The organism is Streptomyces sp. NPDC051104 (genome assembly GCF_040682835.1).
Taxonomy (GTDB): Bacteria; Actinomycetota; Actinomycetes; order Streptomycetales; family Streptomycetaceae; genus Streptomyces; species Streptomyces cynarae.
Genome location: NZ_JBFBBS010000020.1, coordinates 59,491 through 82,731, shown reverse-complemented (window position 1 = coordinate 82,731; position 23,241 = coordinate 59,491). Strand labels below are relative to the sequence as shown.

Below are 23,241 nucleotides of genomic sequence, written 5' to 3'. Positions count from 1 at the left end.
CGTCACATGGACCGGCGCCGGATCGCGGACAGCAGGCGCCGCATGCCGGCCGCATGCCCGCCCGTGCCGATGACGAGTCGCCGGTAGAGGCCGCCGGACAGTCCGGGGAAGAGCGCTCGGGTCTCGGCGCGCAGACGCGAGCGGCCGGGACCGGCCGGTTCGAGGCGGAAGATCAGGGCGTACGACGAGAAACGGTGGCGTCCGGAGAGCACCAGCTCCCGCCCCGGCACGGCGCAGACCACCCGGAACCCGGGCAGCGTGGACCCCTGGGCCGGCGGTCGCGGGCCGGAGGCCGCGGGGTCGGCGCATCCCACCAGGCGGGCGTAGCGGGCCGCCCCCGAAAGAACGATCCAGTACGTTGCCGATGCTCGACCACACGGCGTCGGCCTCCGCCGCTACGACCGTCGTGTGCTCGTCGACGTACGGCAGCGCCACGCTTCCACCCAGCGCGTCCACAAGGCCCCCTCCGCAGTGCGTGCTGCTGCGCCACGGGCAGGGTCGCCCACCACGTGGTGGGGGTGAAGCCCCAGCGCCCGAGCGGTGACAACGGCGCAACGGCGCCGCGGCCGAGGCGAGCGGGGGCCGCGCAACGAATCGCCGTCGTGTCCCCGCCGGACGCAACGAATCGCTCATCGGCGCGCAACGGCTCCTTCTTGTCCGGCCCAAGGGCGCGACCGTACCGTCTAACGGACCCCCGATCCCCTTCCGTACCGGTGGAGAAACACGCATGCGCACCGCCCTGCTCCAGAGCTCCGGACATCCCGGATCGGTCGGCGAGAACCTCAAGGTCCTCGACCAGGCCGCGGGACGTGCCACCGTCGCGGGCGCCGGGCTGCTGGTCGCGCCGGAGATGTTCCTCACCGGGTACGCGATCGGCGGTGACATCGCCCGCCTCGCCGAGCCCGCCGACGGCGACGCGGCGGACGCGATCGCCGAGATCTCCTCCCGGCACGGTCTCGCGGTCGCCTACGGTTACCCGGAGCGGGACGGCGAGACGGTCTTCAACTCCGCCCAGCTGATCTCCGCCGACGGCACCCGCCTCGCGAACTACCGCAAGACCCACCTGTTCGGCTGCTTCGAACGCGACCACTTCACCCCGGGCGACCAGCCGGTCGTCCAGGCGGAACTCGACGGTCTGCGCGTCGGCATCATGATCTGCTACGACGTCGAGTTCCCGGAGAACGTCCGCGCCCACGCCCTGGCCGGCACCGACCTCCTGATCGTGCCCACGGCGCAGATGCATCCGTTCCAGTTCGTCGCCGAGTCCCTCGTGCCGGTGCGGGCCTTCGAGAACCAGATGTACGTCGCCTACGTCAACCGGGTCGGGCAGGAGGGCGAGTTCGAGTTCGTCGGGCTCTCCACCCTGGCAGGTCCCGACGGGATCGCCCGAGCCAGGGCCGGCCGCGTCGAGGAGCTCGTCCTCGCCGACGTCGACCCCGTCCATCTCGCCGCCTCCCGCGAGGCGAACCCGTACCTGAAGGACCGCCGCCCCGGCCTCTACGGGTCCCTGGTCTGACCCCAGCCCTGCCCCGAGCCTCCACCGAGTTCTTTCCGCGCAAGGAGTCCGTACCCCATGACGTCCACGGTGCCCAACGCCGTCGAGCACGCAGACGAGCAGCAGCCGCCGATCACCATGTTCGGCCCGGACTTCCCGTACGCGTACGACGACTTCCTCGCCCACCCGGCGGGCCTCGGCCAGATACCCGCGACCGAGCACGGCACCGAGGTCGCCGTCATCGGCGGCGGCCTGTCCGGCATCGTCGCCGCGTACGAGCTGATGAAGATGGGCCTCAAGCCCGTCGTGTACGAGGCCGATCAGATCGGCGGCCGGCTGCGGACGGTGGGCTTCGACGGGTGCGACCCGTCGCTGACCGCCGAGATGGGCGCCATGCGCTTCCCGCCGTCCTCCACCGCCCTGCAGCACTACATCGACCTGGTGGGCCTGGAGACGAGGCCGTTCCCCAACCCGCTCGCCGAGGCCACCCCGTCGACCGTCGTCGACCTCAAGGGCGAGTCGCACTACGCCCAGACGATCGACGACCTGCCGCAGGTCTACCGTGACGTCGCGTGCGCCTGGAACCGGTGCCTGGAGGAGGGCGCCGACTTCTCCGACATGAACCGCGCCATGCGCGAGCGCGACGTCAAGCGCATCCGCGAGATCTGGTCGAAGCTGGTCGAGAAGCTCGACAACCAGACCTTCTACGGCTTCCTCTGCGAATCCGAGGCCTTCAAGTCCTTCCGGCACCGCGAGATCTTCGGCCAGGTCGGATTCGGCACCGGCGGCTGGGACACCGACTTCCCGAACTCCATCCTGGAGATCCTGCGGGTCGTGTACACCGAGGCCGACGACCACCACCGCGGCATCGTCGGCGGTTCCCAGCAGCTGCCGCTGCGTCTGTGGGAGCGCGAGCCGGAGAAGATCGTGCACTGGCCGCACGGGACTTCCCTGAAGTCCCTGCACGTGAACGGCGAGCCCCGCCCCGCCGTGACGCGGCTGCACCGCACCACGGGCAACCGGATCACGGTGACGGACGCGAACGGCGACATCCGCACCTACCGGGCGGCGATCTTCACCGCCCAGTCCTGGATGCTGCTGTCCAAGATCCAGTGCGACGAGGCCCTCTTCCCGATCGATCACTGGACCGCCATCGAGCGTACCCACTACATGGAGTCCAGCAAGCTCTTCGTGCCCGTCGACCGGCCGTTCTGGCTCGACAAGGACGAAGAGACCGGCCGCGACGTCATGTCGATGACGCTGACCGACCGGATGACCCGCGGGACGTATCTGCTCGACGACGGACCCGACAAGCCCGCCGTCATCTGCCTGTCGTACACCTGGTGCGACGACAGCCTGAAGTGGCTGCCGCTGTCCGCCAACGAGCGGATGGAGGTCATGCTGAAGTCGCTCGGCGAGATCTACCCGAAGGTCGACATCAGGAAGCACATCATCGGCAACCCGGTCACGGTCTCCTGGGAGAACGAGCCCTACTTCATGGGTGCGTTCAAGGCCAACCTGCCCGGCCACTACCGCTACCAGCGGCGCCTGTTCACGCACTTCGTGCAGGACCGGCTGCCCGACGACAAGCGGGGCATCTTCCTCGCCGGCGACGACATCTCCTGGACGGCCGGCTGGGCCGAGGGCGCCGTGCAGACCGCGCTCAACGCCGTGTGGGGCGTCATGCACCACCTCGGCGGCGCGACCGACCCGGCCAACCCCGGCCCCGGTGACGTGTACGACGAGATCGCCCCCGTCGAACTCCCGGAGGACTGAGCCCTCCCGAGGGCGGTCACACCCCGGCCGCCCGCGCCTTCTCGTACACCTCCGCGGCGACGTCCTTGAGCTCCTGGGCGTCCCGCAAAGGGGCCTGGAGGTCGACGAGGATCTCCTCCAGACCGATCGCCGCGTGCGCGACCAGGTCCTCGACGATCTGGTCGGCGCTGCCCTGGAAGGGGCGGCGGTCGGCGCCGTCGTAGGCCTTGGCCTGGTACTCGGCGTTCGCCCGCAGGACCGTCTGGAGGGGCTCCGGACGGCCGCGCTCGACCGCCAGGTCCTGCAGTTCCTGCCACTGGGTGGCGATCTGCTCGACGCCCATGCCCACCGGCAGCCAGCCGTCGGCGTGGTCGACTAGCCGGGTCAGGGCCCTCCTGCTGCCCGCGGCGAGCAGGATCGGGATCGGCCGTGCGGGCTTGGGGCCGACCACTGCGGAGGTGATCTTCGTGATACGGCCCTCGTAGCGCACCGGGTCCGGGCCCCACACCGCGCGGCACACATCGATCACCTCCTCCAGCACCTGGCCGCGCTCCTTGAACGGGCGGATGCCCGCGGCCGCGTACTCGTCCAGGGACCAGCCGGTGCCGAAACCGGCGATCACCCGTCCGCCGCTCGCCGCGTCCAGCGAGGCCAGGGCCTTGGCCAGCTGGAACGGCTGGTGCAGCGGGGCGACCAGCACGCTCGAGCCGAGCCGGACCCGCTCGGTGGCCGCCGCGGCCAGGGTGAGGGTGACCAGCGGCTCGGCCACGTTGCGATACGAGTCCGGCCAGGGGAGGCCCTCGATGCCGTACAGGCCCTGCCCGCCGGGCTCCGCGTACAGGGCCCGCTCGTACACCCACAGGCTCTCGTAGCCGATCTGCTCGGCGGTGCGCGCCACGTCGGGCACGTCCTTGCCGATGTGGTACTGCCGGTTCTGCGGAAGGCCGAGTCCGAGCCGGGTCGCCATGCCTGTGCTCCTTCGCAAAGGGGTCTGCGCGCGTCAACGTACAGCGATCTCAGGGGAGTTCCTGCCCGACAGGCAGGGATGGCCGGATCGGCGCGGCAGTGGCGTGAGCAGCATCCGGCTCGCGAACCCCACCGCGGCGTCGAGGCGCCGTTCGAACTCCTCGGCCACGTCCGCCAGTTCCCGCAGCGCCCACAGGGCCCTGGCCGCCGCCCAGGCCGCCTCGCGTGCCCGCTCCAGGCTCCAGGCGCCGATCAGATGGGTGAGCGGGTCGGCGATCTCGAGCAGGTCGGGACCGGGCATGAGGTCGTCGCGGATGCGCTCCTCCAGCGCGACGAGGACGTCACCGACGCGCTCGAACTCGTCCTCGACATCGGCCGGTTCGCAGCGCAGAGTACGACAGGCGTCCACGACGGCGAGCGCCAGGTCGTGCCCGATGTGCGCATTGATGCCCGCGAGCGCGAACTGCAGCGGCCGTACGCCGGGATGTCGCCGGAACTGGAACAGCGGCCGCCAGCAGGCCGGGACCGGTGCCCCTTCGGCCACGGACAGGTACCGCTCGGCGAACCGGACGTCCAGCGTGACCGCCTGCCGTCGGTCGGCGAAGTACCCACCGTCCAGGCGCCGGTCGATCTCCTCGGTGACGGCGAGGTAGACCCGGTTGAAGACCGCGACGCCGTCGTCTTCCGGCCAGGTCCCGCCGAGCGCGCGCATGCGTGTGACGACCGTGTCCACTTCCGTCGTGAACTGCTCCAACCGCACCATGAGGGAAGAGTTCCAGCCCAACGCCGACCGAAGCAGCACCGGCCCGCGGGCTTCCCCGGAACGGGGGATGGCACCGATGGGCCATGAGGGGGACAGGGGGAGCGGTAGGTGTCCGGCTTACGCATCCGGCGGCTGGCCGAGCGGAGGGCCGCCCGCAGGCGCGCCGCGCGACGCGCCGCCATGGTGGCGGTGGCGTCGGTGGTGGCCTCGGTGGGCACCGCGGCGGGGGTGATGTCCGCGTTCGACGACGGCCGCGCGACCGACCGGGCCCGGCCCGCCGTGACCCGCCGGGCCGTCGCGCAGCCGCCGCCCGTCCCGTCGTCGACGCCGGCCGAAACGCCCGAGACGTCCCCCACCCCGAGCCCCACCCGGGCCGCGTCCACCGCTCCCCGCCCCACTCCCTCGCCCTCCCGCAGGCCGAGGACCGAGGTCGCGCCCGTGGGGCTCTACCGTCACCCCGACTCGCAGGTGCTCGACTGGATCGCCACCCACCCCGACGACCCGCGGTGGGCCGTCATCGAGTCGCGCATCGCCGACCGCCCGGCCGCCGTCTGGTTCGCCGACCCTTCACCGTCGACGATCACCGCGCGCGTGCGGGCCGTCACCTCGGCCGCGGCTGCCGAGGGCCGCGTCCCGGTCCTGGTGCCGTGCACCGTTCCGGACCGCGACTGCGGCGGGGCCTCGCGGGGCGGCGCCCCGGATCTCGCCGCGTACGACGCGTGGATCGACGCCTTCGCGGCCGGACTCGGCTCCGGCGAGGTCGTCGTCATCCTGGAACCGGACTCGGTCGCCCAGTCCGACTGCCTCACCGAGGGGCAGCAGGCCGACCGCTTCACCTCGCTCGCTCGTGCCGGTCGCGTCCTGAAGGCGGCGGACCGCCGGGCGCGGGTCTACTACGACGGCGGCCACTCCGGCTGGAACCCGGCCACCGAACAGGCCTCGCTCCTCGAACGGGCGGGCGCCGGCTCGCCCCAGGGCTCCGACGGCATCTTCACCAACGTGTCCAACTTCCAGCGCACCGGCGACGAGATCGCCTACGCCCGCCAGGTGCTGGCCGGCCTCGGCGGCCGCGCGGGCCTGGGCGCCGTCATCGACACCAGCCGCAACCGCAACGGCGCCCCGGTCGACGGTCAGTGGTGCGACCCGGCCGGCCGCAGGATCGGGCAGGCCCCGACGCTGCGTACGGGACAGGCCCGGATCGACGCCTATCTGTGGGTGAAGCTGCCGGGCGAGTCGGACGGCTGCAAGGGGACGCCCGGGACGTTCTCGCCGTCGTACGCCTACGACCTGGCGCGGTGAGCCTTCGCGTCGGCTTCCTTGTCGGCTTCCTCGTCGTAGGCGGAGGTGCCCGAGTCCAGCAGCGGCTCTTGGGCCTTGAGGTGGGCGGGGGCGAACGCCCGCAGCGCGTGGTAGCCGGTGATGACGACCAGCGTGCCCAGTGCGATGCCGCTCAGCGAGAAGTGGTCGGTGAACTTCATGGTGACGTTGCCGACACCGATGATGATGCCCGCCGCGGCCGGCACCAGGTTCAGCGGGTTGCGCAGGTCCACCTTGGCGTGGAGCCAGATCTGCGCGCCGAGCAGACCGATCATGCCGTACAGGATGACGGTGATGCCGCCGAGCACTCCGCCGGGGATCGCGGCCACGACCGCACCGAACTTGGGGCAGATCCCGAACAGGAGGGCGAAGCCGGCCGCGGCCCAGTAGGCGGCGGTCGAGTAGACGCGGGTGGCGGCCATCACGCCGATGTTCTCGGAGTACGTCGTGTTGGGCGGGCCGCCGACCGCGGTCGAGAGCATGGAGGCGACGCCGTCGGCGGAGATCGCCGTGCCCAGCCTGTCGTCCAGCGGATCGCCGGTCATCTCGCCGACCGCCTTGACGTGCCCCGCGTTCTCCGCGACCAGAGCGATCACCACGGGCAGGGCCACCAGGATCGCGGACCACTGGAAGGACGGTCCGTGGAAGTGGGGCAGGCCGATCCAGTCCGCCTTGCCGACGCCCGACAGGTCCAGGCGCCAGTGGTCGGTGAGCTTTCCGCTCGCGTCCACCGAGTGGATCTTCCCGAAGACGCGGTCGAACAGCCAGGAGATCCCGTATCCGAACACCAGCCCGAGGAAGATCGCGATCCGGGACCAGAAGCCGCGCAGACACACCACGGCCAGCCCGGTGAACAGCATCACCAGCAGCGCGGTCCCCTGGTCCTGCGGCCAGTACGTCGACGCCGTCACCGGCGCCAGGTTGAAGCCGATCAGCATCACGACCGCGCCGGTCACGATCGGCGGCATCGCCGCATGGATGATTCGCGCCCCGAACCGCTGGACCGCGAGGCCGACGAGGAAGAGCACGATGCCCACGACGAACACCGCGCCGGTCACGGTGGCGCTGGTGCCGCCCTGCGCCCGGATCACCGCGGCGACACCCACGAAGGACAGTGAACAGCCGAGGTAGCTCGGTATCCGGCCGCGCGTCGCCAGCAGGAAGATCGCGGTGGCGACGCCGGACATCATGATCGCCAGGTTGGGGTCCAGGCCCATGAGTACGGGCGCCACGAAGGACGCACCGAACATGGCCACGACGTGCTGGGCGCCGAGCCCGACCGTGCGGGGCCAGGAGAGGCGTTCGTCGGGACGGACGACCGCTCCGGGCGCGGGCGTGCGCCCGTCACCGTGCAGCTTCCAGCGCACGCCGAGGTCCATGGTGCAGCTTCTCTTTCTCTGTACATGAAGAACTGTCCGAACCATTGTCACCGGCGCCAGGCGGTCCTACGCTCACACGGTCCCACTCATGAACTGCGTTCACATGGATGATCGGAGCCTTGATGAGTGCACGCCCCCGCCTGGCCACCCTGCTGGCCGCCGTGACCGCCTTCGCGGCCGTCCTGACTCCCGCCGCATCCGCCCACGCGGCACCGAAGGTCCCCCGAACCGCCGTCCTCGACGGCACCCGGACGCCCGGCTGCGCGGCGCGCTCAAGGACCTGATCGCGCGAGCCGACACCTGGCTGGACCAGGGCCCCTGGACGGTCGTCGACAAGCCGAAGCCCGCACCCGGCGGGGACGTCCACGACTACCTCAGCCAGGCTACTGGTGGCCCACCCAGCCGAAGACCGCCGACAACCCCTGGGGCTGCCCCTACGAGCAGCGCGACGGGCAGCGCAACCCCGAGGTCGACACCGGCACCGACCGCCAGGACCTGGAGAAAGTCGTCGACTCGACCTACGACCTCGCCCTCGCCTGGTACTACACCGGCAAGAAGAGCTACGGCGAGAAGGCCGCCCAGGTCCTGCGCACCTGGTTCCTCGCCCCGGCGACGAGGATGAACCCCAACCTGAACCACGGCCAGTTCATTCCGTGCAAGTACGACGGCCGCGCCATCGGCATCATCGACTTCTCGCAGTCCTACACCAGCGTCCTCGACGCGATCGCCGTCCTGAACACCGGCGCTCCCGGCTGGAGCAAGGAGGACCGGACCCGCATGCGCGACTGGAACGTCGCCTACCGCGACTGGCTGACGGACAGCGCCTTCGGCAAGGAGGAGGGAGCGGCCAAGAACAACCACGGCACCTTCTACGACATGCAGCTCGCCGCCCTCGCCTACGCGACCGGCGACGAGCAGCTCGCCCGGCAGACCGTCCTGGACGCCCGCGCCAAGCGCATCGACGCGCAGATCGCCGGTGACGGCAGCCAGCCCCAGGAACTCGCCCGCACGCGCAGCTGGCACTACTCGACCTTCGACCTGGTGGCCTACACACGGCTCGCCGCCATCGGACGCCATGTCGGCGTGGGCCTGTGGGCGTATCAGGGACCCCAGGGACAGAGCCTGTCCAAGGCGGTCGACTACCTGCTGCCCGCCGCGACCGGCGCCGCGCCCTGGACGCATCCGGAGCTGGAGTTCCACCGGTACGCGGCGACCGACGTGGTGCACGCGGCGGCGGACGCGGGGGACACGCAGGCGCAGAAGGCGGTACGCCTGCTGGAGGCACCGCCCGGCGGTGACCTGTGGGCGCTGAGGCCGGCCGCCGAGCAGCTGGACTCGATCGCCGGCTGACCCGCGGGCGGGGCGTCCTGAGCGAGCGCTTACCATGGCTGGGATCAAGCGCCGCAGCGTCGCGAGCGCCTCACCAGGTCAGATCGAGGAGCCCCGCCCGTGACCGTCGAAGCCGATCCCGCGTCCGTGACCGCCGAGTCCCGGCCAGGACCCGTCGTGTCGTACGGCCGGCTGATCCCCGTCACCGTCCACTTCGACGACCTGGACGCCCTCGGACTGCTCCACAACGCCCGCTACCCGGTCATGGTCGAGCGCGCCTGGGCCACTCTGTGGCAGGAGCGCGGCTTCCGCTTCGAGGGCGACTGGGAGGCGGCGGGCGACTTCTGCAACGCCGTGAAGGAGCTGCGGATCAGCTACGAGGCCCCGGTCACCAAGCCGGGCGCGTACGCCGTGCACCTGTGGCTGGAGCGGCTCGGGAACACCGGGCTCACGTACGGGTTCCGGTTCAGCTCGGCCGACGCGGCGGTGACGTACGCGCACGGCACCCGGGTCCTGGTCCGGCTGGACGCGGCGACCCTGCGGCCGACGTCGTGGAGCGAGCGGTTCAGGGCCGCGGGCCGGGAACTGCTGCGCTCGGCGGACTGACCTTCGGGCGGTCGCGGCCGCCCGCCCGAAGGACGCCCGCGAAGCCCGCGAGCCCGCAGGCCAGCACGGTCACCAGGCCGAACGACGCGACCAGGCTCGTGGCCTGGGCCAGCGTGCCGATCGCGCCCGGCGCGACCAGGCCCGAGGTGTACGTGATGGTGGCCACGCCCGCGATGGCCTGGCTCGGGTTGGGGCCGCTGCGGCCCGCCGCCGCGAAGCACAGCGGGACGACGACCGCGATGCCCAGACCCATCAGCGCGAAGCCGCCCATGGCGAGAGCCGGATGGTTCGCCACCACGATGAGCAGCCCGCCGAGCGTGGCGAGGACGCCGCCGACCCGGACGGTGCGCACCGCCCCGTAGCGGTCCACCACCTTGTCGCCCGCGATCCGCGCGAGTGCCATGGTCAGCGTGAAGCCGGTGGTGCAGGCGGCGGCCAGTCCCGCGGAACTGTCCAGCTGGTCGCGCAGATAGACCGCCGACCAGTCCAGGCTGGCGCCCTCCGCGAACACCGCGCAGAAGCCGACCGCACCGATGAGCAGCGCCGACTTGGGCGGCAGCGCGAACCGGGGCGGCGGCTCCTCGTCCTCGGCGGGCTGCAGGTCGAGGACCCAGGTGCAGGCGACGAGGCCCAGCACGGTCAGCACCGCGGCGGCCAGGGCGTGGTGCAGCCGGGCGTCCGAGCCGAGGTGGGCGGCGAGCGTGCCGGCCGCCGAGCCGATCAGGGCGCCGGCGCTCCACAGGCCGTGCAGTCCGGACATGATCGACCTGCCGAGACGGTTCTCCACCTCCACGCCGAGCGCGTTCATCGCGACGTCCGCCATGCCGGCCGAGGCGCCGTAGACGAACAGGGCCGCGCCCAGGGTGAACAGATCGGGGGAGAGGGACGGCAGGATGAGGGACAGCGTCCACAGGGAGAGCAGTCCGCGCAGTGCCGTCCGGGCGCCGAATCGGTGGCTGATCCGGCCCGCGAGCGGCATCGCCAGGGACGCGCCGAGCGCGGGGAACGCCAGGGCGATGCCGAGCTGGCCGGCGCCGACGTGCGCGTGGTCCTGGATCCAGGGCACCCGGGTGGCGAACGAGCCGGTGACGGCGCCGTGCACGGCGAACACCGCCGCCACGGCGTACCGGGCGCGCCTCACCTCTTGTCGGCTCGCTTCGCTCATCTCGCTCATTGTCGGGCCCCTCCCGGCGGTGTCCTCCCTGCGCGCCGCCGTAAACTATCAGGAACCCTGCCTGATAGATAGGGAGCCGAGGCCGCGCCGGAGCGGCGCGGTGGCCGATCTGGAAGGATCCCGGCATGCCCGCATCCCCGAGCACCGCACGGGCCATCAACGACCGGCTCGCCCTGCGCCTGCTGCAGCAGGAAGGCCCTCTGACGGCAGGGCAGTTGAAGCAGCTGACCGGACTGTCCCGGCCTACGGTCGCCGACCTCGTCGAACGGCTCACGGCCGCCGGACTGATCGCGGTGGTGGGGGAGTGGGGCGAGCAGCGACGCGGTCCGAACGCGCGGCTGTACGGGATCGTCGCCGACCGCGCCCACCTCGCTGCCCTGGACGTGCGCACCGAGAGCGTTTCCGTGCTGGTGTCGGATCTGCTGGGCGGGGTGCTCGCGGAGGCCTCCGTGCCGATCGGCGGCGACACCGGCACCGGGCCGGCGGTCGAGCAGGCGGTGCTGCTGGTGGAGCGTGCCGCGAAGGAGGCCGGTGCCGACAGGCTGCACACGGTCGGGATCGGGGCGCCCGGGCTCATCGACCCCGCCACCGGCGAACTCCGCGACTCCGCCGGGCTGCCGGAGTGGCACCGCCGCCTGGTCGCCGCGCTCCAGGAGCGGCTGCCCGCCCGGGTGATCGTCGAGAACGAGACCAACCTCGCGGCGCTGGCCGAGCAGCGCGAGGGCGTGGCGCGGGACCGCGACACGTTCGTCCTGCTGTGGCTGGGCCATGGCACGGGCGCGGCGGTGGTCCTGGACGGCGCACTGCGCCGCGGGGCTTCGGGCGGCACGGGCGAGATCGGCTTCCTGCCGGTCCCGGGCACCGTCACCCTGCCGTCGGCGACGGACTGCGAGGGCGGATTCCACTCCCTGGCGGGGGCGGCGGCGATCGTGGAACTGGCGGGAGAGCACGGGTTGTCGGCGGGGCGGGCCGCGCGCGAGCTGCCGGCGGCGGCCCTGGTGCGGGGCGCGGTCGCGGGGGTCGAGGCGGGCGGCGGCAGCGGGGTGACGGACGTGCCCCCGGCCGAGCGGGCCGGCCGTTTCCTCGACGCCCTCGCCGACCGGCTCGCCATCGGTGCCGCCTCCGTCGCCGCCATCCTCGACCCCGGCTGTGTCGTGCTCGGGGGTGAGGTCGGGCGGGCGGGCGGGGACGTCCTCGCCGCTCGGGTCGCGGAGCGTCTGGCTCGCGTGTCACCGCTGGCCACCGAGGTGCGCGCGAGCACCCTGGGCGGCGGGGCGGTCCTGCGGGGGGCCCTGCTGACGGCACGGGACGGAGCCCAGGAGGAGCTGTTCACGCCGCCCGAGCGATAGGCGCCCGCACTGCGCCAGGCGCCCACACTGCGACAGACGGCCGTACCGCCGTGGTCATGCCACACGCAGGCCCGGCGGCGGGCAAGGGCCTTCGTCACCGCCGCCGGGCCGTTCGAGGCGGCGCACCGCGCCGCGAGCGCCGACCCTAGGTGGGGCGGATCAGCCCAGTCAATAGGTATGGACCAATCCCAAGTGGCTCTCGCGGGGCGCGTGTTGTCGCGGTGGCAGCGAGGACGGGGCAGGCGCCCGCCGTCGGCCATGTCCGGCATGTGAACATGTGAGGCACCACACAGCAGTTCACCCGGTTGGCCATCGATCAGTCGTGGCACACTGAGCCTGTACCAGAAGCAGCGCACTCCGGGGTCGGTGAAAGTCCGAACCGGCGGTTACAGTCCGCGACCCGGTCGCTTCCAGCGGCCGGTTGACCAGGTGGAATTCCTGGACCGACGGTTAAAGTCCGGATGGGAGGCAGTGCGCGGCGGGCGGGCATTCGTGCGCGCCGCCGTCTCGGCTCGTCCATGCGGACGAGGCCCGTCCGGCGTCGCCCCCGGTGTCTCGCTCGTGTCTGCTGTCGTCATCGACAGGCCCCGGAGTCCGTGCCCCATCGAGGCAGGAGGACCCGGGAAGTGTTCACCGGAATCGTCGAAGAGCTGGGTGAGGTCACCGCCGTCGAGAATCTCGGCGACTCCTCCCGCTTCCGGCTCCGTGGACCCGTCGTCACCGAAGGCGCCCGCCACGGTGACTCCATCGCGGTCAACGGCGTCTGTCTCACCGTCGTGGAGCACGAGGGCGACGAGTTCACCGCCGACGTCATGGCGGAGACCCTGAACCGCTCCAGCCTCGGCGGCCTCACGGTCGGCTCCCGTGTCAACCTCGAACGCCCCACCGCCGTCGGCACCCGTCTCGGCGGCCACATCGTGCAGGGCCATGTCGACGGAACCGGCACGGTCCTGGAGCGCAAGCCCTCCGAGCACTGGGAGATCGTGAAGATCTCGCTCCCGGCGGACCTGTCCCGCTACGTCGTGGAGAAGGGCTCCATCGCGGTGGACGGCATCAGCCTCACGGTCGTCGAGGCCGGAGACGACCACTTCTCCGTGAGCCTCATCCCGACCACCCTCGCGCTGACCACCCTCGGCCTCAAGCAGCCCGGCGACCCGGTCAACCTCGAGGTCGACATCATCGCCAAGTACGTCGAGAGCCTCCTGGCCGGTCAGGGGGCCACCAAGTGAACTGGCTGAACTCCGAAGCCTTCACGCTCCTCGGCCAGCACATCAAGTGGTCGGACATGATCGGCAACGTGATCGGTCTGCTCGGGCTCGCCTTCGGCTGGCGGCGCTCCATATGGAGTTGGCCGGTGCAGTTCCTGTCCGGCCTGATCCTCTTCGCCGCCTTCGCCACGGCCCACCTCTCCGGCAGCGCCGGCAAGCAGGTCGTCGTCATGGTCGTCGCCGTCTACGGCTGGTGGCAGTGGAACCGCGGCAAGGGCCAGGCGGAGGACGGCCACATCGCACCGCGCTTCGCCACCTGGCGGGAACGCGGCATCCTGGCCGGCGCCGCGGCCGTGGGCACCCTCGCCGTGGCCGGCCTGTTCACCGCCTTCCCGACACTGTCGTGGGACCCGTGGCCGGACGCGTACATCTTCGTCGGCACGATCGTCGCCATGTACGCCCAGGCACGCGGCATGGTCGAGTTCTGGTTCGCCTGGCTGCTCGTCGACGCCGTCGGCGTCCCGCTCAACTTCGCCAACGGCTTCGCCTTCTCCGGATTCGTCTACGTCATCTACGGCGCACTCGTCCTGTGGGGCATGCGCGACTGGTGGCTGCGCTCCCGCAGGGCCGCGCGGCCCGTCCTGGAAGGAGCCGCCGTATGAGCACGGCGCCGATTCTGTACAGCACGGACACCATCGAGGACTTCGCGCTCGACCCGGTCGAGCAGGCCATAGCCGACATCGCGGCCGGCCGGCCGGTCGTGGTCGTCGACGACGAGGACCGCGAGAACGAGGGCGACCTCGTGATCGCCGCCGAGAAGGTCACCCCCGAGATCGTCGCCTTCATGATGAGCGAGTGCCGCGGCCTGATCTGCGTCCCCATGGAGGGCGAGGAGCTGGACCGGCTCGGGCTCCCCCAGATGGTCGACGAGAACAACGAGTCGATGAAGACCGCCTTCACGGTCTCCGTCGACGCCTCCGCCGCCCACGGCGTGACCACCGGTATCTCCGCCTCCGACCGCGCCACCACGCTCCAGCTGCTGGCGCGCGGCACGGCGGAGCCCTCGGACTTCGTGCGCCCCGGCCATGTCTTCCCGCTGCGCGCCAAGCCCGGCGGCGTCCTGGTCCGCAACGGCCACACGGAGGCCGCCGTCGACCTCGCCCGGCTCGCGGGACTGCGCCCGGCCGGCGCCATCGTGGAGATCGCCGGCGAGGACGGCCACATGCTGCGGCTGCCCGAGCTGATCCCGTTCGCCCGCAAGCACGGCCTGACGATCATCTCCATCGAGGACCTGATCGCCTACCGCCGCACCTCGGACGAACCGACCGTCCGCCGCGAGGCCGAGGTCCGGCTGCCCACCGCCCACGGCACCTTCACGGCGTACGGCTACCGGTCCACCGTCGACGGCGTCGAGCACGTCGCCCTCGTCCACGGCGAGATCGGCGAGGGTGAGGACGTTCTGGTCCGCGTCCACTCCGAGTGCCTGACCGGCGACGTCTTCGGCTCCGCCCGCTGCGACTGCGGCCCCCAGCTGGAGGCGTCCCTGCGGCGCATCCAGGCCGAGGGCCGGGGCGTGGTCGTCTACCTCCGCGGCCATGAGGGACGCGGTATCGGACTGATGTCCAAGCTGCGCGCGTACGAACTCCAGGAGCGCGGCCGTGACACCCTGGACGCCAACCTGGAGCTGGGCCTGCCCGCCGACGCCCGGGACTACGCCGCCGGCGCCCAGATCCTGAAGGACCTCGGCGTGAGCAGCGTGCGCCTGATGACCAACAACCCGGAGAAGACCGACGCCCTGCTGCGCTACGGCCTCAAGGTCACCGCCCGGGAACCGATGCCCGTCCAGGCGGGTGAACACAACCTCCGCTACCTGCGCACCAAGCGGGACCGGATGGGGCACGACCTGCCCTGGCTGGACACGACCGCCGTGTCCGCCTGCGGCAACCAGTAACAGAGCACTGAGGAGAGACGTGAGCGGCAAGGGTGCACCGGAGCTGTCCGTACGCGACGTGAGCGACCTGCGGGTCGCCGTCATCGCGGCACAGTGGCACGACAAGGTGATGGACGGTCTGGTCGACGGCGCCCTGCGCGCCCTGCGGGAGCTGGGGATCGACGAGCCGACCCTGCTCAGGGTCCCCGGCAGCTTCGAGCTGCCGGTCGCGGCGAAGGTCCTCGCGGGCCGCGGATACGACGCGATCGTCGCCCTCGGCGTCGTCATCCGCGGCGGCACCCCCCACTTCGACTACGTGTGCCAGGGCGTCACCCAGGGCCTGACCCAGGTCTCCGTCGAGACCGGTGTCCCCGTCGGCTTCGGGGTTCTGACGTGCGACACGGAGGAGCAGGCCCTGGACCGCGCGGGCCTCGAGGGGTCCAACGAGGACAAGGGGCACGAGGCGGTGACGGCGGCGGTGGCGACGGCCGCCACGCTCCGCTCAGTATCTGAACCCTGGCACTGAGATACGGCCCTCAGCGCGTAGGGTTAGGGCCACCATGTCCAAGAAGACGTTCGAGGAGCTCTTCACCGAGCTCCAGCACAAGGCCGCCCACGGCGATCCCGCCACTTCCCGCACCGCCGAGCTGGTCGGCAAGGGCGTTCATGCCATCGGCAAGAAGGTCGTCGAAGAGGCCGCCGAGGTCTGGATGGCCGCCGAGTACGAGGGCAAGGAGGCGGCCGCCGAGGAGATCTCCCAGCTGCTGTACCACGTCCAGGTGATGATGGTGGCGCGCGGGATCTCCCTGGACGACGTCTACGCCCACCTCTGAGCCGTAAACCGAATACCCGTACAACCATACGCACGAACGAAGGAAGCCGACCTCATGCTGCGCATCGCCGTCCCCAACAAGGGTTCACTGTCCGGCCCTGCGGCGGAGATGCTGCATGAGGCCGGCTACCAGCAGCGCCGGGAGTCCAAGGAGCTGAGGATCGTCGACCCGGAGAACGAGGTCGAGTTCTTCTACCTCCGCCCCCGCGACATCGCGATCTACGTCTCCTCCGGCCGCCTCGACATCGGCATCACCGGCCGTGACCTGCTCATCGACTCCGGCGCCAACGCCGAGGAGATCCTCCCGCTCGGCTTCGCCCGCTCCACCTTCCGCTACGCCACCAAGCCCGGCACGGCGAAGGGCGTGGAGGACCTCAACGGCATGACGATCGCCACCTCCTACGAGGGCATCGTCGCCAAGCACCTCGCCGACAACGGCATCGACGCCGCTGTCGTCCACCTGGACGGCGCGGTGGAGACCGCCATCCAGCTCGGCGTCGCCGAGGTCATCGCGGACGTCGTCGAGACCGGCACCTCGCTGCGCAACGCCGGCCTGGAGGTCATCGGCGAGCCGATCATGAAGTCCGAGGCGATCGTCGTCCGCCGCACCGGCGCCGACGCCGAGGAGCCCAAGGTCCAGCAGTTCCTGCGCCGCCTCCAGGGCGTCCTGGTGGCCCGTACGTACGTGATGATGGACTACGACTGCCGCGTCGAGCAGCTCGAGAAGGCCGTCGCCCTCACCCCGGGCCTGGAGTCCCCGACCGTCTCGCCCCTGCACAACGAGGGCTGGGTCGCCGTGCGGGCCATGGTCCCCGCCAAGGAGTCCCAGCGGATCATGGACGACCTGTACGACATCGGTGCCCGGGCCATCCTCACCACGGCCATCCACGCCTGCCGCCTCTGAGGAACCGCGTACCGATGTCGGACCTGCCCACCCTTCCCGTCACCTTCCGGCCGGGCCGCACCCGCGCCGTGCTGCTGACCGCCGGCGTCGCGATACTCGTGGTGATCACCACGGTCGCGCTGCTGCTGGACCAGCTCACCACCGGGGAACGTCTCAGCTTCATCCTCACGGCGGCCCTTCTCTTCGGAGTGCTGCTCCTGCTCGCCCGGCCCAAGGTCGTCGCCGACGAGAGCGGGGTCACCGTCGTCAACATCGCCAGCCGGCGCCAGCTGGACTGGGCGGAGATCGTCCAGGTCAACCTGCGTCCCGGCGACCCCTGGGTGTTCCTGAACCTCAGCGACGGCACCAGCCTGCCCGCCCTCGGTATCCAGCCGGGCATCGCCAAGAAGCGCGCCATCGAGGACGCACGCACGCTCCGGGCGCTCGCCGAGGCCCGCTCCACGGCCGATCCCGAGCGACATCAGGGCTGACTCGGGGACGTCCACCCTGCCGCACTGGGCGAAGTCTTGATTAATCTGGTGGCAGAGGCGCTTACGTGGCGCCTCCGCCCCTGAGGTTCCACCCGGTGCTCAGGGGTTCCTGCTACCCGAGGAGTGACTCCCTCCGGCGATGGACGGATCGTCCTGTAGTACCTGCGCCGCCCCCTGCCGACATAGCGCGGACCGTGTCCGTGTGAACGCGGAGGCGGCGGCATCATGACCATCCCCTTGCTGCTCCTCGGGGCGGCGTTCCTGCTGATTCTCGCCAACGGTTTCTTCGTGGCGGCCGAGTTCGGGCTCGTCACGGTCGAGCGCCCGGACGCCGAGCGGGCCGCGGCCGAGGGCGACCGGCGTGCCCGTACGGTCGTCGAGTCGCTCAAGGAGCTGTCCTTCCAGCTCTCCGGCACCCAGCTCGGCATCACCATCACCTCGCTCGTCGTCGGCATGCTCGCCGAACCGGCGCTCGCCGAGCTGCTGCACGCCCCGTTCGGGCTGCTCGGGCTCCCCGAGGGCGCGGCGAGCGGCGTCGCGGTCGTCGTCGGCATGCTGCTCGCCTCGGCCGCGCAGATGGTGATCGGTGAACTCGTCCCCAAGAACTGGGCGGTGTCCAGGCCCCTCCAGGTCGCCCGCTTCGTCGCGGGTCCCCAGCACCTGTTCTCCCGGCTGTTCCGGCCGGTCATCGCGGCCCTGAACGCGGTCGCGAACCGCCTGGTGCGGGCCCTGGGCGTGGAACCCGCCGAGGAACTGGCCTCCGCCCGCACCCCCGGCGAGCTCGTCTCGCTGGCCCGCCACTCCGCGCGGGCCGGCGCGCTGGAACAGGACACGGCCGACCTGTTCGTCCGCACGCTCTTCCTCGGAGAGCTCACCGCCCAGCATGTGATGACCCCGCGCGTGCGGGTGAGCGCGCTGCAGTCCTCCGCCACCGCGCAGGACGTGGTCAACCTCACCCGGGCCACCGGCCTGTCCCGCTTCCCCGTCTACCACGACAAGATCGACGAAATCGTCGGCATGGTCCACCTCAAGGACGCCCTCGCGGTCCCCTCCCACGAACGGCTGCGTACTCCCGTCACCCGGATCGCCCAGGCACCCCTGCTGGTCCCGGAGACGCTGCCCGTGCAGCCCCTCCTGGAGCTGCTGCGCAGCCAGCAGCCCATCGCCGTCGTCGTCGACGAGTACGGCGGCACGGCCGGCGTCGTCACCCTGGAGGACATCGTCGAGGAACTGGTCGGCGAGGTGCGCGACGAGCACGACGGCCTCGACCTGCCGGAACTCGCCGTCGCGCCGCTCGAGGACGGGTGCCCCGCGTGGGACGCCGACGGAAGCTGCCGCGTCGACGTCCTCAAGCGGATAGGCCTGGACGTGCCCGAGGGGCCGTACGAGACCGTGGCCGGACTGGTCGCCGGCCTGCTGGGCCGGATCCCCGCCCTCGGTGACCGCGCCGAGCTGCCGGGCTGGCGGCTCACCGTCCGCCAGGTCGGCCACTACCGCGCCGAGCGCGTCAGGCTCGTGAAGCTCGCGGACGCCCCCGCGCCGGCCGCGGAGGCGGTGCGATGAGCCTGCTCCAACTCCTGTTCGCGGCGCTGCTGGTGCTCGTCAACGGGTTCTTCGTCGGCGCCGAGTTCGCGCTCGTGTCCGTACGCCGCAGCCAGATCGAGCCGCTGGGGACCGCCCGGGCGCGACAGGTGCTCTACGGCCTGGAACGGCTGCCGCAGATGATGGCCGCGGCCCAGTTCGGGATCACCGTGTGCTCCCTGACACTGGGCGCCGTCGCCGAGCCGACCGTGGCGCATATGCTCGAACCGGTGTTCGCTGCGGCGCACATCCCCGACGACTTGGTCCATCCGCTCGGCTATGTGATCGCGCTCGCGGCGGTCGTCTTCTTCCATCTGGTGATCGGCGAGATGGTGCCGAAGAACCTGGCGATGGCGGCCCCGGAGAAGGCCGCGCTGTGGCTGAGCCCGGGCCTGGTGGCGTTCGCGCGGCTGTGCCGTCCCGTCACGGTCACGCTGAGCGCCTGCGCCCGGGTGATCCTCAAACTGTTCCGGGTCGAACCGAAGGACGAGGTCGAGGCCGCCTTCACAAGTGAGCAGCTCAACCAGCTCGTGGAGGACTCCGGCCAGGCCGGCCTGCTCGACCCCGAGGAGGCGGAGCGTCTGGAGGACGCGCTGGAGCTGGGCTCGCGCCCGGTCACGGACGTGCTCCTGGACCCGGACCTGCTGGTGACGGTCGAGGCCATGGTGACCCCGGGTGAGGTCGTGGCACTCACCGCTCGCACGGGCTACTCACGCTTCCCCGTGGTCGCGGGCAACGGCGCCTTCATGGGCTATCTGCACGTCAAGGACGTCCTCGACCTCGAGGAATCCGAACGGGCGGTGCCGCAGCAGCTCTGGCGGCCCATGACGACGCTCGCGGCGGAGCTCCCGCTGGACGACGCGCTCACGGTGATGCGCCGGGCGGCCACCCATCTGGCCCAGGTGGCGGACACCTCCGGCCGGGTCCTGGGCCTGGTCGCGCTGGAGGACGTACTGGAACTCCTGGTCGGCGAGGTCAGGGACCCGGCGCACCGGGGGGCTCCGCCTCAGCCGCGCATGGCGGAACCGAGGGAAGCGGTAGCGAGCTGAGAAGGGTTCCCCGCGCCTCGTTCAGGGGCGCGGGGACCTGTCGGTATGCGGCTCTGCCGCGTGGACGCGACAATGCACGACGAACCGGCAGCCGCAGACGCGCAGGCTCGACCGAACTGGTGGGCGTTGCTACAACCCCGAAGGATCCTGCGGCCCTCGGCCGGACAAGACCTCCCCATAGGCCTGCATCAGATCCGGCAACCGCAATGTCGACAAGTCGTCCCGAGACGGCATCCCCGGATAGCCGCTCAGTCGCAGATCCCGATACGCACAACTCTTCTCGTACAGCGTCCGCAGGAACCGCCCGTTCCCGAGCTCGTCGATCCAGCCCTGGTCGACCACATGCCCGGCGATCGACCGAAGCTCCTCCAGAGCCTCCTCGTCCCAGACGTCCCCGTTCTCGGCGGCCAGCACCTCGCCGATCGCCGTCAGCTCCAAGGGACGGTACGAGGGGAAATCGACCCGCGTCGTGAAGCGTGAGGACAGTCCCGGGTTGGCGGCCAGCAACCGGTCCATCCCCTCGGGGTACCCCGCGAGGATCACCACCAGGTGGTCCCGGTTGTCCTCCGCCCGCTTCAGCAGCACCTGAAGCGCCTCGTCCCCGTAGGCGTCCCCCTTGCCGTATCCCGTGTTGGACAGCGAGTACGCCTCGTCCACGAACAGGACGCCGCCGATCGCCGAGTCGATCAGTTCGTTGGCCTTCACCGCCGTCTGGCCCAGGTACTCGCCGACCAGATCCGCCCGCTGCGCCTCCACGAGGTGATCGCCGCCGAGCAGGCCGAGCGCGTAGAAGACCCGGCCCAGAATCCTCGCCACGGTCGTCTTGCCGGTGCCGGAGGGTCCCGAGAACACGAAATGCCGTTTCGGCGGCTGGACGGGTAAGCCCTGGCCGGCCCGCAGCCGGGCCATGTTCAACTGTGCCGACAACGCCTTGACCTGGCGCTTGACCGGTTCCAGACCGACCATGCGCTCCAGCTCGGCCAGCGCCTCGTCCAGCAGTGCCGGATCCGTGGGCCCGGCCGGCCACGACTGCGCCGGCACCGAGGCGGCCTTCTCCCGCACGGGGTCGCCCTGCGCCGGCAGCGGACCGGTCGGCGGCGGTTCGGGATCGGACAGCTTCACGTCCCGGCCCTCGGCGCCGAAGAGCGGATCGAGACCGTCCGGTGCCTCCAGCGTGTCGCCGCCTCCGGCGAGCGCCATCGCCGTCAGATCGGTCGAGTCGTCGTACCCGTCCCCCTCGGCGATCGCGGCGAGCCGCGCCGAGGTGTCCATGAACGCCGGGTCCACCCGGTGCACGGCACGGTAGAGGGGGAGTGCGGCGGCCGAGCGGCCCGTGCCCTCGTGCGCCCGGGCCAGCCAGTACCGCAGCTCCTTGCGCTGCGGCTGCTCGCTGCGGCAGCGCATCAGGGCGGCGGCGAGCAGCGGCTCGGCCTGCCCGAACATCTCCAGGCGGACCCGGGCCATGCCGCCGAAAAGTCCGGCCTCTATGCCGAGCATGGGATCGTCGATCAGCGGATCGGTGTGCCGGACCAACTGCTCCCAGTCCTTGACCAGGTAGGCCCGGCAGGCGTGCAGAAAGCGCACCTGGGGGTCGGCGTCGACCGGCGGCAGGCCCGCCAGCGCGCGGTCCAGCTCCGGGACGTGGCGGCCGTCCAGCCAGTGCGAGGCGTGCGCGAGCAGCAGGTCGCGCGGGCTCTCCAGCACCGGCTGCACCCACCAGCCCAGCCAGTACCAGGAGTTGAGGGTGCGCCGGTGTCGCGTCCGCTGCTCCCCGAAGCGGTCGCGGTGGCGGTACATCCTGAGCAGCGCGGTCGTCGTGTCGACGCGCAGCGCGTGCAGCCCGAGCCAGCCGTCCGCCATCCCCGGATCCATCCGGACCGCGGCGCGGAACTCCTCCTCCGCCTGCGGATAGGCGCCCATCGTGTAGGCGTCGACCCCTCGCAGCCAGGCGAGGTCGGCCGGGGCCTGAGGGCCCTGCGTGCCGAAGTCCATCACGTCCCCCACAAACCGTGCCCCCGTTGGTTCACCGCCGGGCCCGTGCCCGTCGGCCGCCTTGCTCGAACCGCTGTGCTGCGGACCGGAGTTGCCACGGTGCGCAGAGCAGCGTCCGAACGTCGCACCGAGAGGCATCGTACCTGCGGGGGAGGGGCGCACGAAGGGTGCCGCACGGGCCGTTCGGCGAGGCGGGAGCAGACGGGGCGCGCGGCACGTGGTGACCGAGGGTGAGCGGATCACGCCTCTTGGCGCCCGCGGAAGGTGCCGGGAGCAGAACGAAGCCCCCGATCACGGGGGAACAACCGGGGGCTTCGCGTCTGGGTGCGACTGCGAAAGCCGCACATTGAGAACGTAAGACCTGTACGGCCCCCCGGTCAAGCCGACTTGGGGCACTCGAGGAAGTTGCCCGGCGAGGGGTCTTCACGAGTTCAGCACACTGCCGATGGGTCGTCACTCTGGGTGAGATCTTGGTCCGGACCAGGAAGCCCGGCGGGCCCAGGAAGCACCTCATATCCCTCCGGCTTCTGATGCACCAGAAGGCAGGCGTGGGGTCGCGAAGGGTCCTCGGCGAAGTGCCGGCGCTCCGCTTCGACCCAGCCGTCCCAGAACGCGCGTTGCTCCTCGCCGTCCCGGGCCCGCCCGCGCGTCCACGCCTCCTCGCGCGCCAGGTCCATCCACAGCAGCCGGGCGAGATACGGGCGCAGCGCCCGGCGGCCGGCGCCGACTCCCTCGATCAGGATCACGGGGGCGGGTGGCAGCGTACGGGCGGGACCGAAGCGCCGTGCGCGCCAGTCGTAGGGCCGGTAGTGCGCGGTCCGGCCGTGGCCGAGCGGCTCGATCACCTCCCGCAGCACCCGGTCCGTCCAGGAGAACAGCTCCTCATGGGTGGCGATGTCGTCCAGGTGCAGCACGGGCGCGCCGCCGAGTGCGGCCGCCAAGTGTGCGGCGAACGTGGACTTCCCCGACCCCGCGTGCCCGTCCACGCCGACGAGACGGACGGGGCCGCAGGAGGGCGGTAGGTGCTGAAGGCGGGACACGAGAGCGTGAATGGCGATTCCCGGGCGAGAAGGTGTGTCGGCATGTTTCGGCATGTTTTCGAGGGGACAGCTTACTCGCGCGAATGGGCTGTCCCTCTTCAC

21 protein-coding genes, 1 pseudogene and 1 riboswitch are annotated in these 23,241 nt (G+C 71.4%); of the genes and pseudogenes, 15 read left to right on the top strand and 7 right to left on the bottom strand.

Annotated features, from left to right (window positions below):
• Positions 1–2: 2 nt before the first annotated feature.
• Positions 3–314 carry a hypothetical protein gene (locus AB0N14_RS25075; protein ID WP_366027941.1) on the bottom strand — a complete coding sequence of 104 codons (312 nt, stop codon included), beginning with the start codon at positions 312–314 and terminating at the stop codon, positions 3–5.
• A 413-nt stretch (positions 315–727) separates the two neighbouring features.
• Between AB0N14_RS25075 and AB0N14_RS25070 the strand changes: the two genes are divergently transcribed.
• Together AB0N14_RS25070 and AB0N14_RS25065 are read left to right on the top strand one after the other, a co-directional pair.
• A complete protein-coding gene (locus AB0N14_RS25070) occupies positions 728–1,516 on the top strand; it encodes a carbon-nitrogen hydrolase family protein (RefSeq protein ID WP_366027940.1) in 789 nt (262 codons plus the stop codon).
• Between the two features lie 57 nt (positions 1,517–1,573).
• Positions 1,574–3,271, top strand: a complete 1,698-nt coding sequence (locus tag AB0N14_RS25065; RefSeq protein ID WP_366027939.1) for an NAD(P)/FAD-dependent oxidoreductase — start codon at positions 1,574–1,576, stop codon at positions 3,269–3,271.
• 16 nt (positions 3,272–3,287) lie between these two features.
• Here the strand turns inward: AB0N14_RS25065 and AB0N14_RS25060 are convergent, their stop codons facing one another.
• Both AB0N14_RS25060 and AB0N14_RS25055 read right to left on the bottom strand, forming a co-directional pair.
• On the bottom strand, positions 3,288–4,217 hold the full coding sequence (locus tag AB0N14_RS25060) for an LLM class F420-dependent oxidoreductase (RefSeq protein ID WP_366027938.1): 930 nt from the start codon (positions 4,215–4,217) through the stop codon (positions 3,288–3,290).
• Between the two features lie 33 nt (positions 4,218–4,250).
• A complete protein-coding gene (locus AB0N14_RS25055; RefSeq protein WP_366027937.1) occupies positions 4,251–4,979 on the bottom strand; it encodes a DUF5995 family protein in 729 nt (242 codons plus the stop codon).
• Between the two features lie 180 nt (positions 4,980–5,159).
• On the opposite strand from AB0N14_RS25055, the gene AB0N14_RS25050 reads away from it, so the two are divergent.
• The gene (locus AB0N14_RS25050; protein WP_366027972.1) at positions 5,160–6,278 is read left to right on the top strand and encodes a glycoside hydrolase family 6 protein; all 1,119 of its coding nucleotides are present in this window, start codon (positions 5,160–5,162) and stop codon (positions 6,276–6,278) included.
• On the opposite strand, the gene AB0N14_RS25045 is transcribed toward AB0N14_RS25050, so the two are convergent.
• Positions 6,260–7,675: a solute carrier family 23 protein gene (locus AB0N14_RS25045; RefSeq protein ID WP_366027936.1), complete on the bottom strand. Its 1,416-nt coding sequence runs from the start codon at positions 7,673–7,675 to the stop codon at positions 6,260–6,262. The two genes, AB0N14_RS25050 and AB0N14_RS25045, sit on opposite strands and share 19 nt — an antisense overlap.
• Before the next feature lie 122 nt (positions 7,676–7,797).
• Between AB0N14_RS25045 and AB0N14_RS25040 the strand changes: the two are divergent.
• Together AB0N14_RS25040 and AB0N14_RS25035 are read left to right on the top strand one after the other, a co-directional pair.
• Positions 7,798–9,025 (top strand): annotated as a pseudogene (locus AB0N14_RS25040) (alginate lyase family protein).
• Positions 9,026–9,151: 126 nt separating this feature from the next.
• Positions 9,152–9,610 carry a thioesterase family protein gene (locus AB0N14_RS25035; protein WP_366027971.1) on the top strand — a complete coding sequence of 153 codons (459 nt, stop codon included), beginning with the start codon at positions 9,152–9,154 and terminating at the stop codon, positions 9,608–9,610.
• Here the strand turns inward: AB0N14_RS25035 and AB0N14_RS25030 are convergent.
• Positions 9,570–10,784 (bottom strand): MFS transporter, encoded by a 1,215-nt coding sequence (locus AB0N14_RS25030; protein ID WP_366027935.1) that lies wholly within the window; start codon positions 10,782–10,784, stop codon positions 9,570–9,572. The two genes, AB0N14_RS25035 and AB0N14_RS25030, sit on opposite strands and share 41 nt — an antisense overlap.
• A 125-nt stretch (positions 10,785–10,909) precedes the next feature.
• Between AB0N14_RS25030 and AB0N14_RS25025 the strand changes: the two genes are divergently transcribed.
• From AB0N14_RS25025 to AB0N14_RS24980, 10 genes are all read left to right on the top strand, one after another.
• A complete protein-coding gene (locus tag AB0N14_RS25025) occupies positions 10,910–12,133 on the top strand; it encodes an ROK family transcriptional regulator (protein WP_366027934.1) in 1,224 nt (407 codons plus the stop codon).
• Positions 12,134–12,481: 348 nt separating this feature from the next.
• Positions 12,482–12,612: riboswitch (FMN riboswitch) on the top strand.
• Between the two features lie 147 nt (positions 12,613–12,759).
• The gene (locus tag AB0N14_RS25020) at positions 12,760–13,362 is read left to right on the top strand and encodes a riboflavin synthase (protein WP_366027933.1); all 603 of its coding nucleotides are present in this window, start codon (positions 12,760–12,762) and stop codon (positions 13,360–13,362) included.
• Positions 13,359–14,003, top strand: a complete 645-nt coding sequence (locus tag AB0N14_RS25015) for a nicotinamide mononucleotide transporter family protein (RefSeq protein WP_366027932.1) — start codon at positions 13,359–13,361, stop codon at positions 14,001–14,003. Before AB0N14_RS25020 ends, AB0N14_RS25015 begins: the two co-directional genes overlap by 4 nt.
• Positions 14,000–15,292, top strand: a complete 1,293-nt coding sequence (locus tag AB0N14_RS25010) for a bifunctional 3,4-dihydroxy-2-butanone-4-phosphate synthase/GTP cyclohydrolase II (RefSeq protein ID WP_366027931.1) — start codon at positions 14,000–14,002, stop codon at positions 15,290–15,292. The genes AB0N14_RS25015 and AB0N14_RS25010 overlap by 4 nt, the downstream gene beginning before the upstream one ends.
• 19 nt (positions 15,293–15,311) lie before the next feature.
• On the top strand, positions 15,312–15,797 hold the full coding sequence (ribH, locus tag AB0N14_RS25005; RefSeq protein ID WP_366027930.1) for a 6,7-dimethyl-8-ribityllumazine synthase: 486 nt from the start codon (positions 15,312–15,314) through the stop codon (positions 15,795–15,797).
• Positions 15,798–15,831: 34 nt separating this feature from the next.
• Positions 15,832–16,104, top strand: coding sequence for a phosphoribosyl-ATP diphosphatase (locus AB0N14_RS25000; RefSeq protein WP_007491392.1), 273 nt, complete (start codon positions 15,832–15,834; stop codon positions 16,102–16,104).
• A gap of 54 nt (positions 16,105–16,158) precedes the next feature.
• Positions 16,159–17,007 carry an ATP phosphoribosyltransferase gene (gene hisG / locus AB0N14_RS24995; RefSeq protein ID WP_366027929.1) on the top strand — a complete coding sequence of 283 codons (849 nt, stop codon included), beginning with the start codon at positions 16,159–16,161 and terminating at the stop codon, positions 17,005–17,007.
• Between the two features lie 14 nt (positions 17,008–17,021).
• Positions 17,022–17,477, top strand: a complete 456-nt coding sequence (locus tag AB0N14_RS24990; RefSeq protein WP_366027928.1) for a PH domain-containing protein — start codon at positions 17,022–17,024, stop codon at positions 17,475–17,477.
• Positions 17,478–17,702: 225 nt separating this feature from the next.
• Positions 17,703–19,040: a hemolysin family protein gene (locus AB0N14_RS24985; protein WP_366027927.1), complete on the top strand. Its 1,338-nt coding sequence runs from the start codon at positions 17,703–17,705 to the stop codon at positions 19,038–19,040.
• Complete coding sequence (locus tag AB0N14_RS24980; protein WP_366027926.1) at positions 19,037–20,107, top strand: hemolysin family protein; 1,071 nt, start codon at positions 19,037–19,039, stop codon at positions 20,105–20,107. Before AB0N14_RS24985 ends, AB0N14_RS24980 begins: the two co-directional genes overlap by 4 nt.
• A 129-nt stretch (positions 20,108–20,236) precedes the next feature.
• Here the strand turns inward: AB0N14_RS24980 and AB0N14_RS24975 are convergent, their stop codons facing one another.
• Together AB0N14_RS24975 and AB0N14_RS24970 are read right to left on the bottom strand one after the other, a co-directional pair.
• Positions 20,237–22,099 (bottom strand): AAA family ATPase, encoded by a 1,863-nt coding sequence (locus AB0N14_RS24975; RefSeq protein ID WP_366027925.1) that lies wholly within the window; start codon positions 22,097–22,099, stop codon positions 20,237–20,239.
• Between the two features lie 431 nt (positions 22,100–22,530).
• On the bottom strand, positions 22,531–23,193 hold the full coding sequence (locus AB0N14_RS24970) for a hypothetical protein (RefSeq protein ID WP_366027924.1): 663 nt from the start codon (positions 23,191–23,193) through the stop codon (positions 22,531–22,533).
• Between the last annotated feature and the right edge of the window lie 48 nt (positions 23,194–23,241).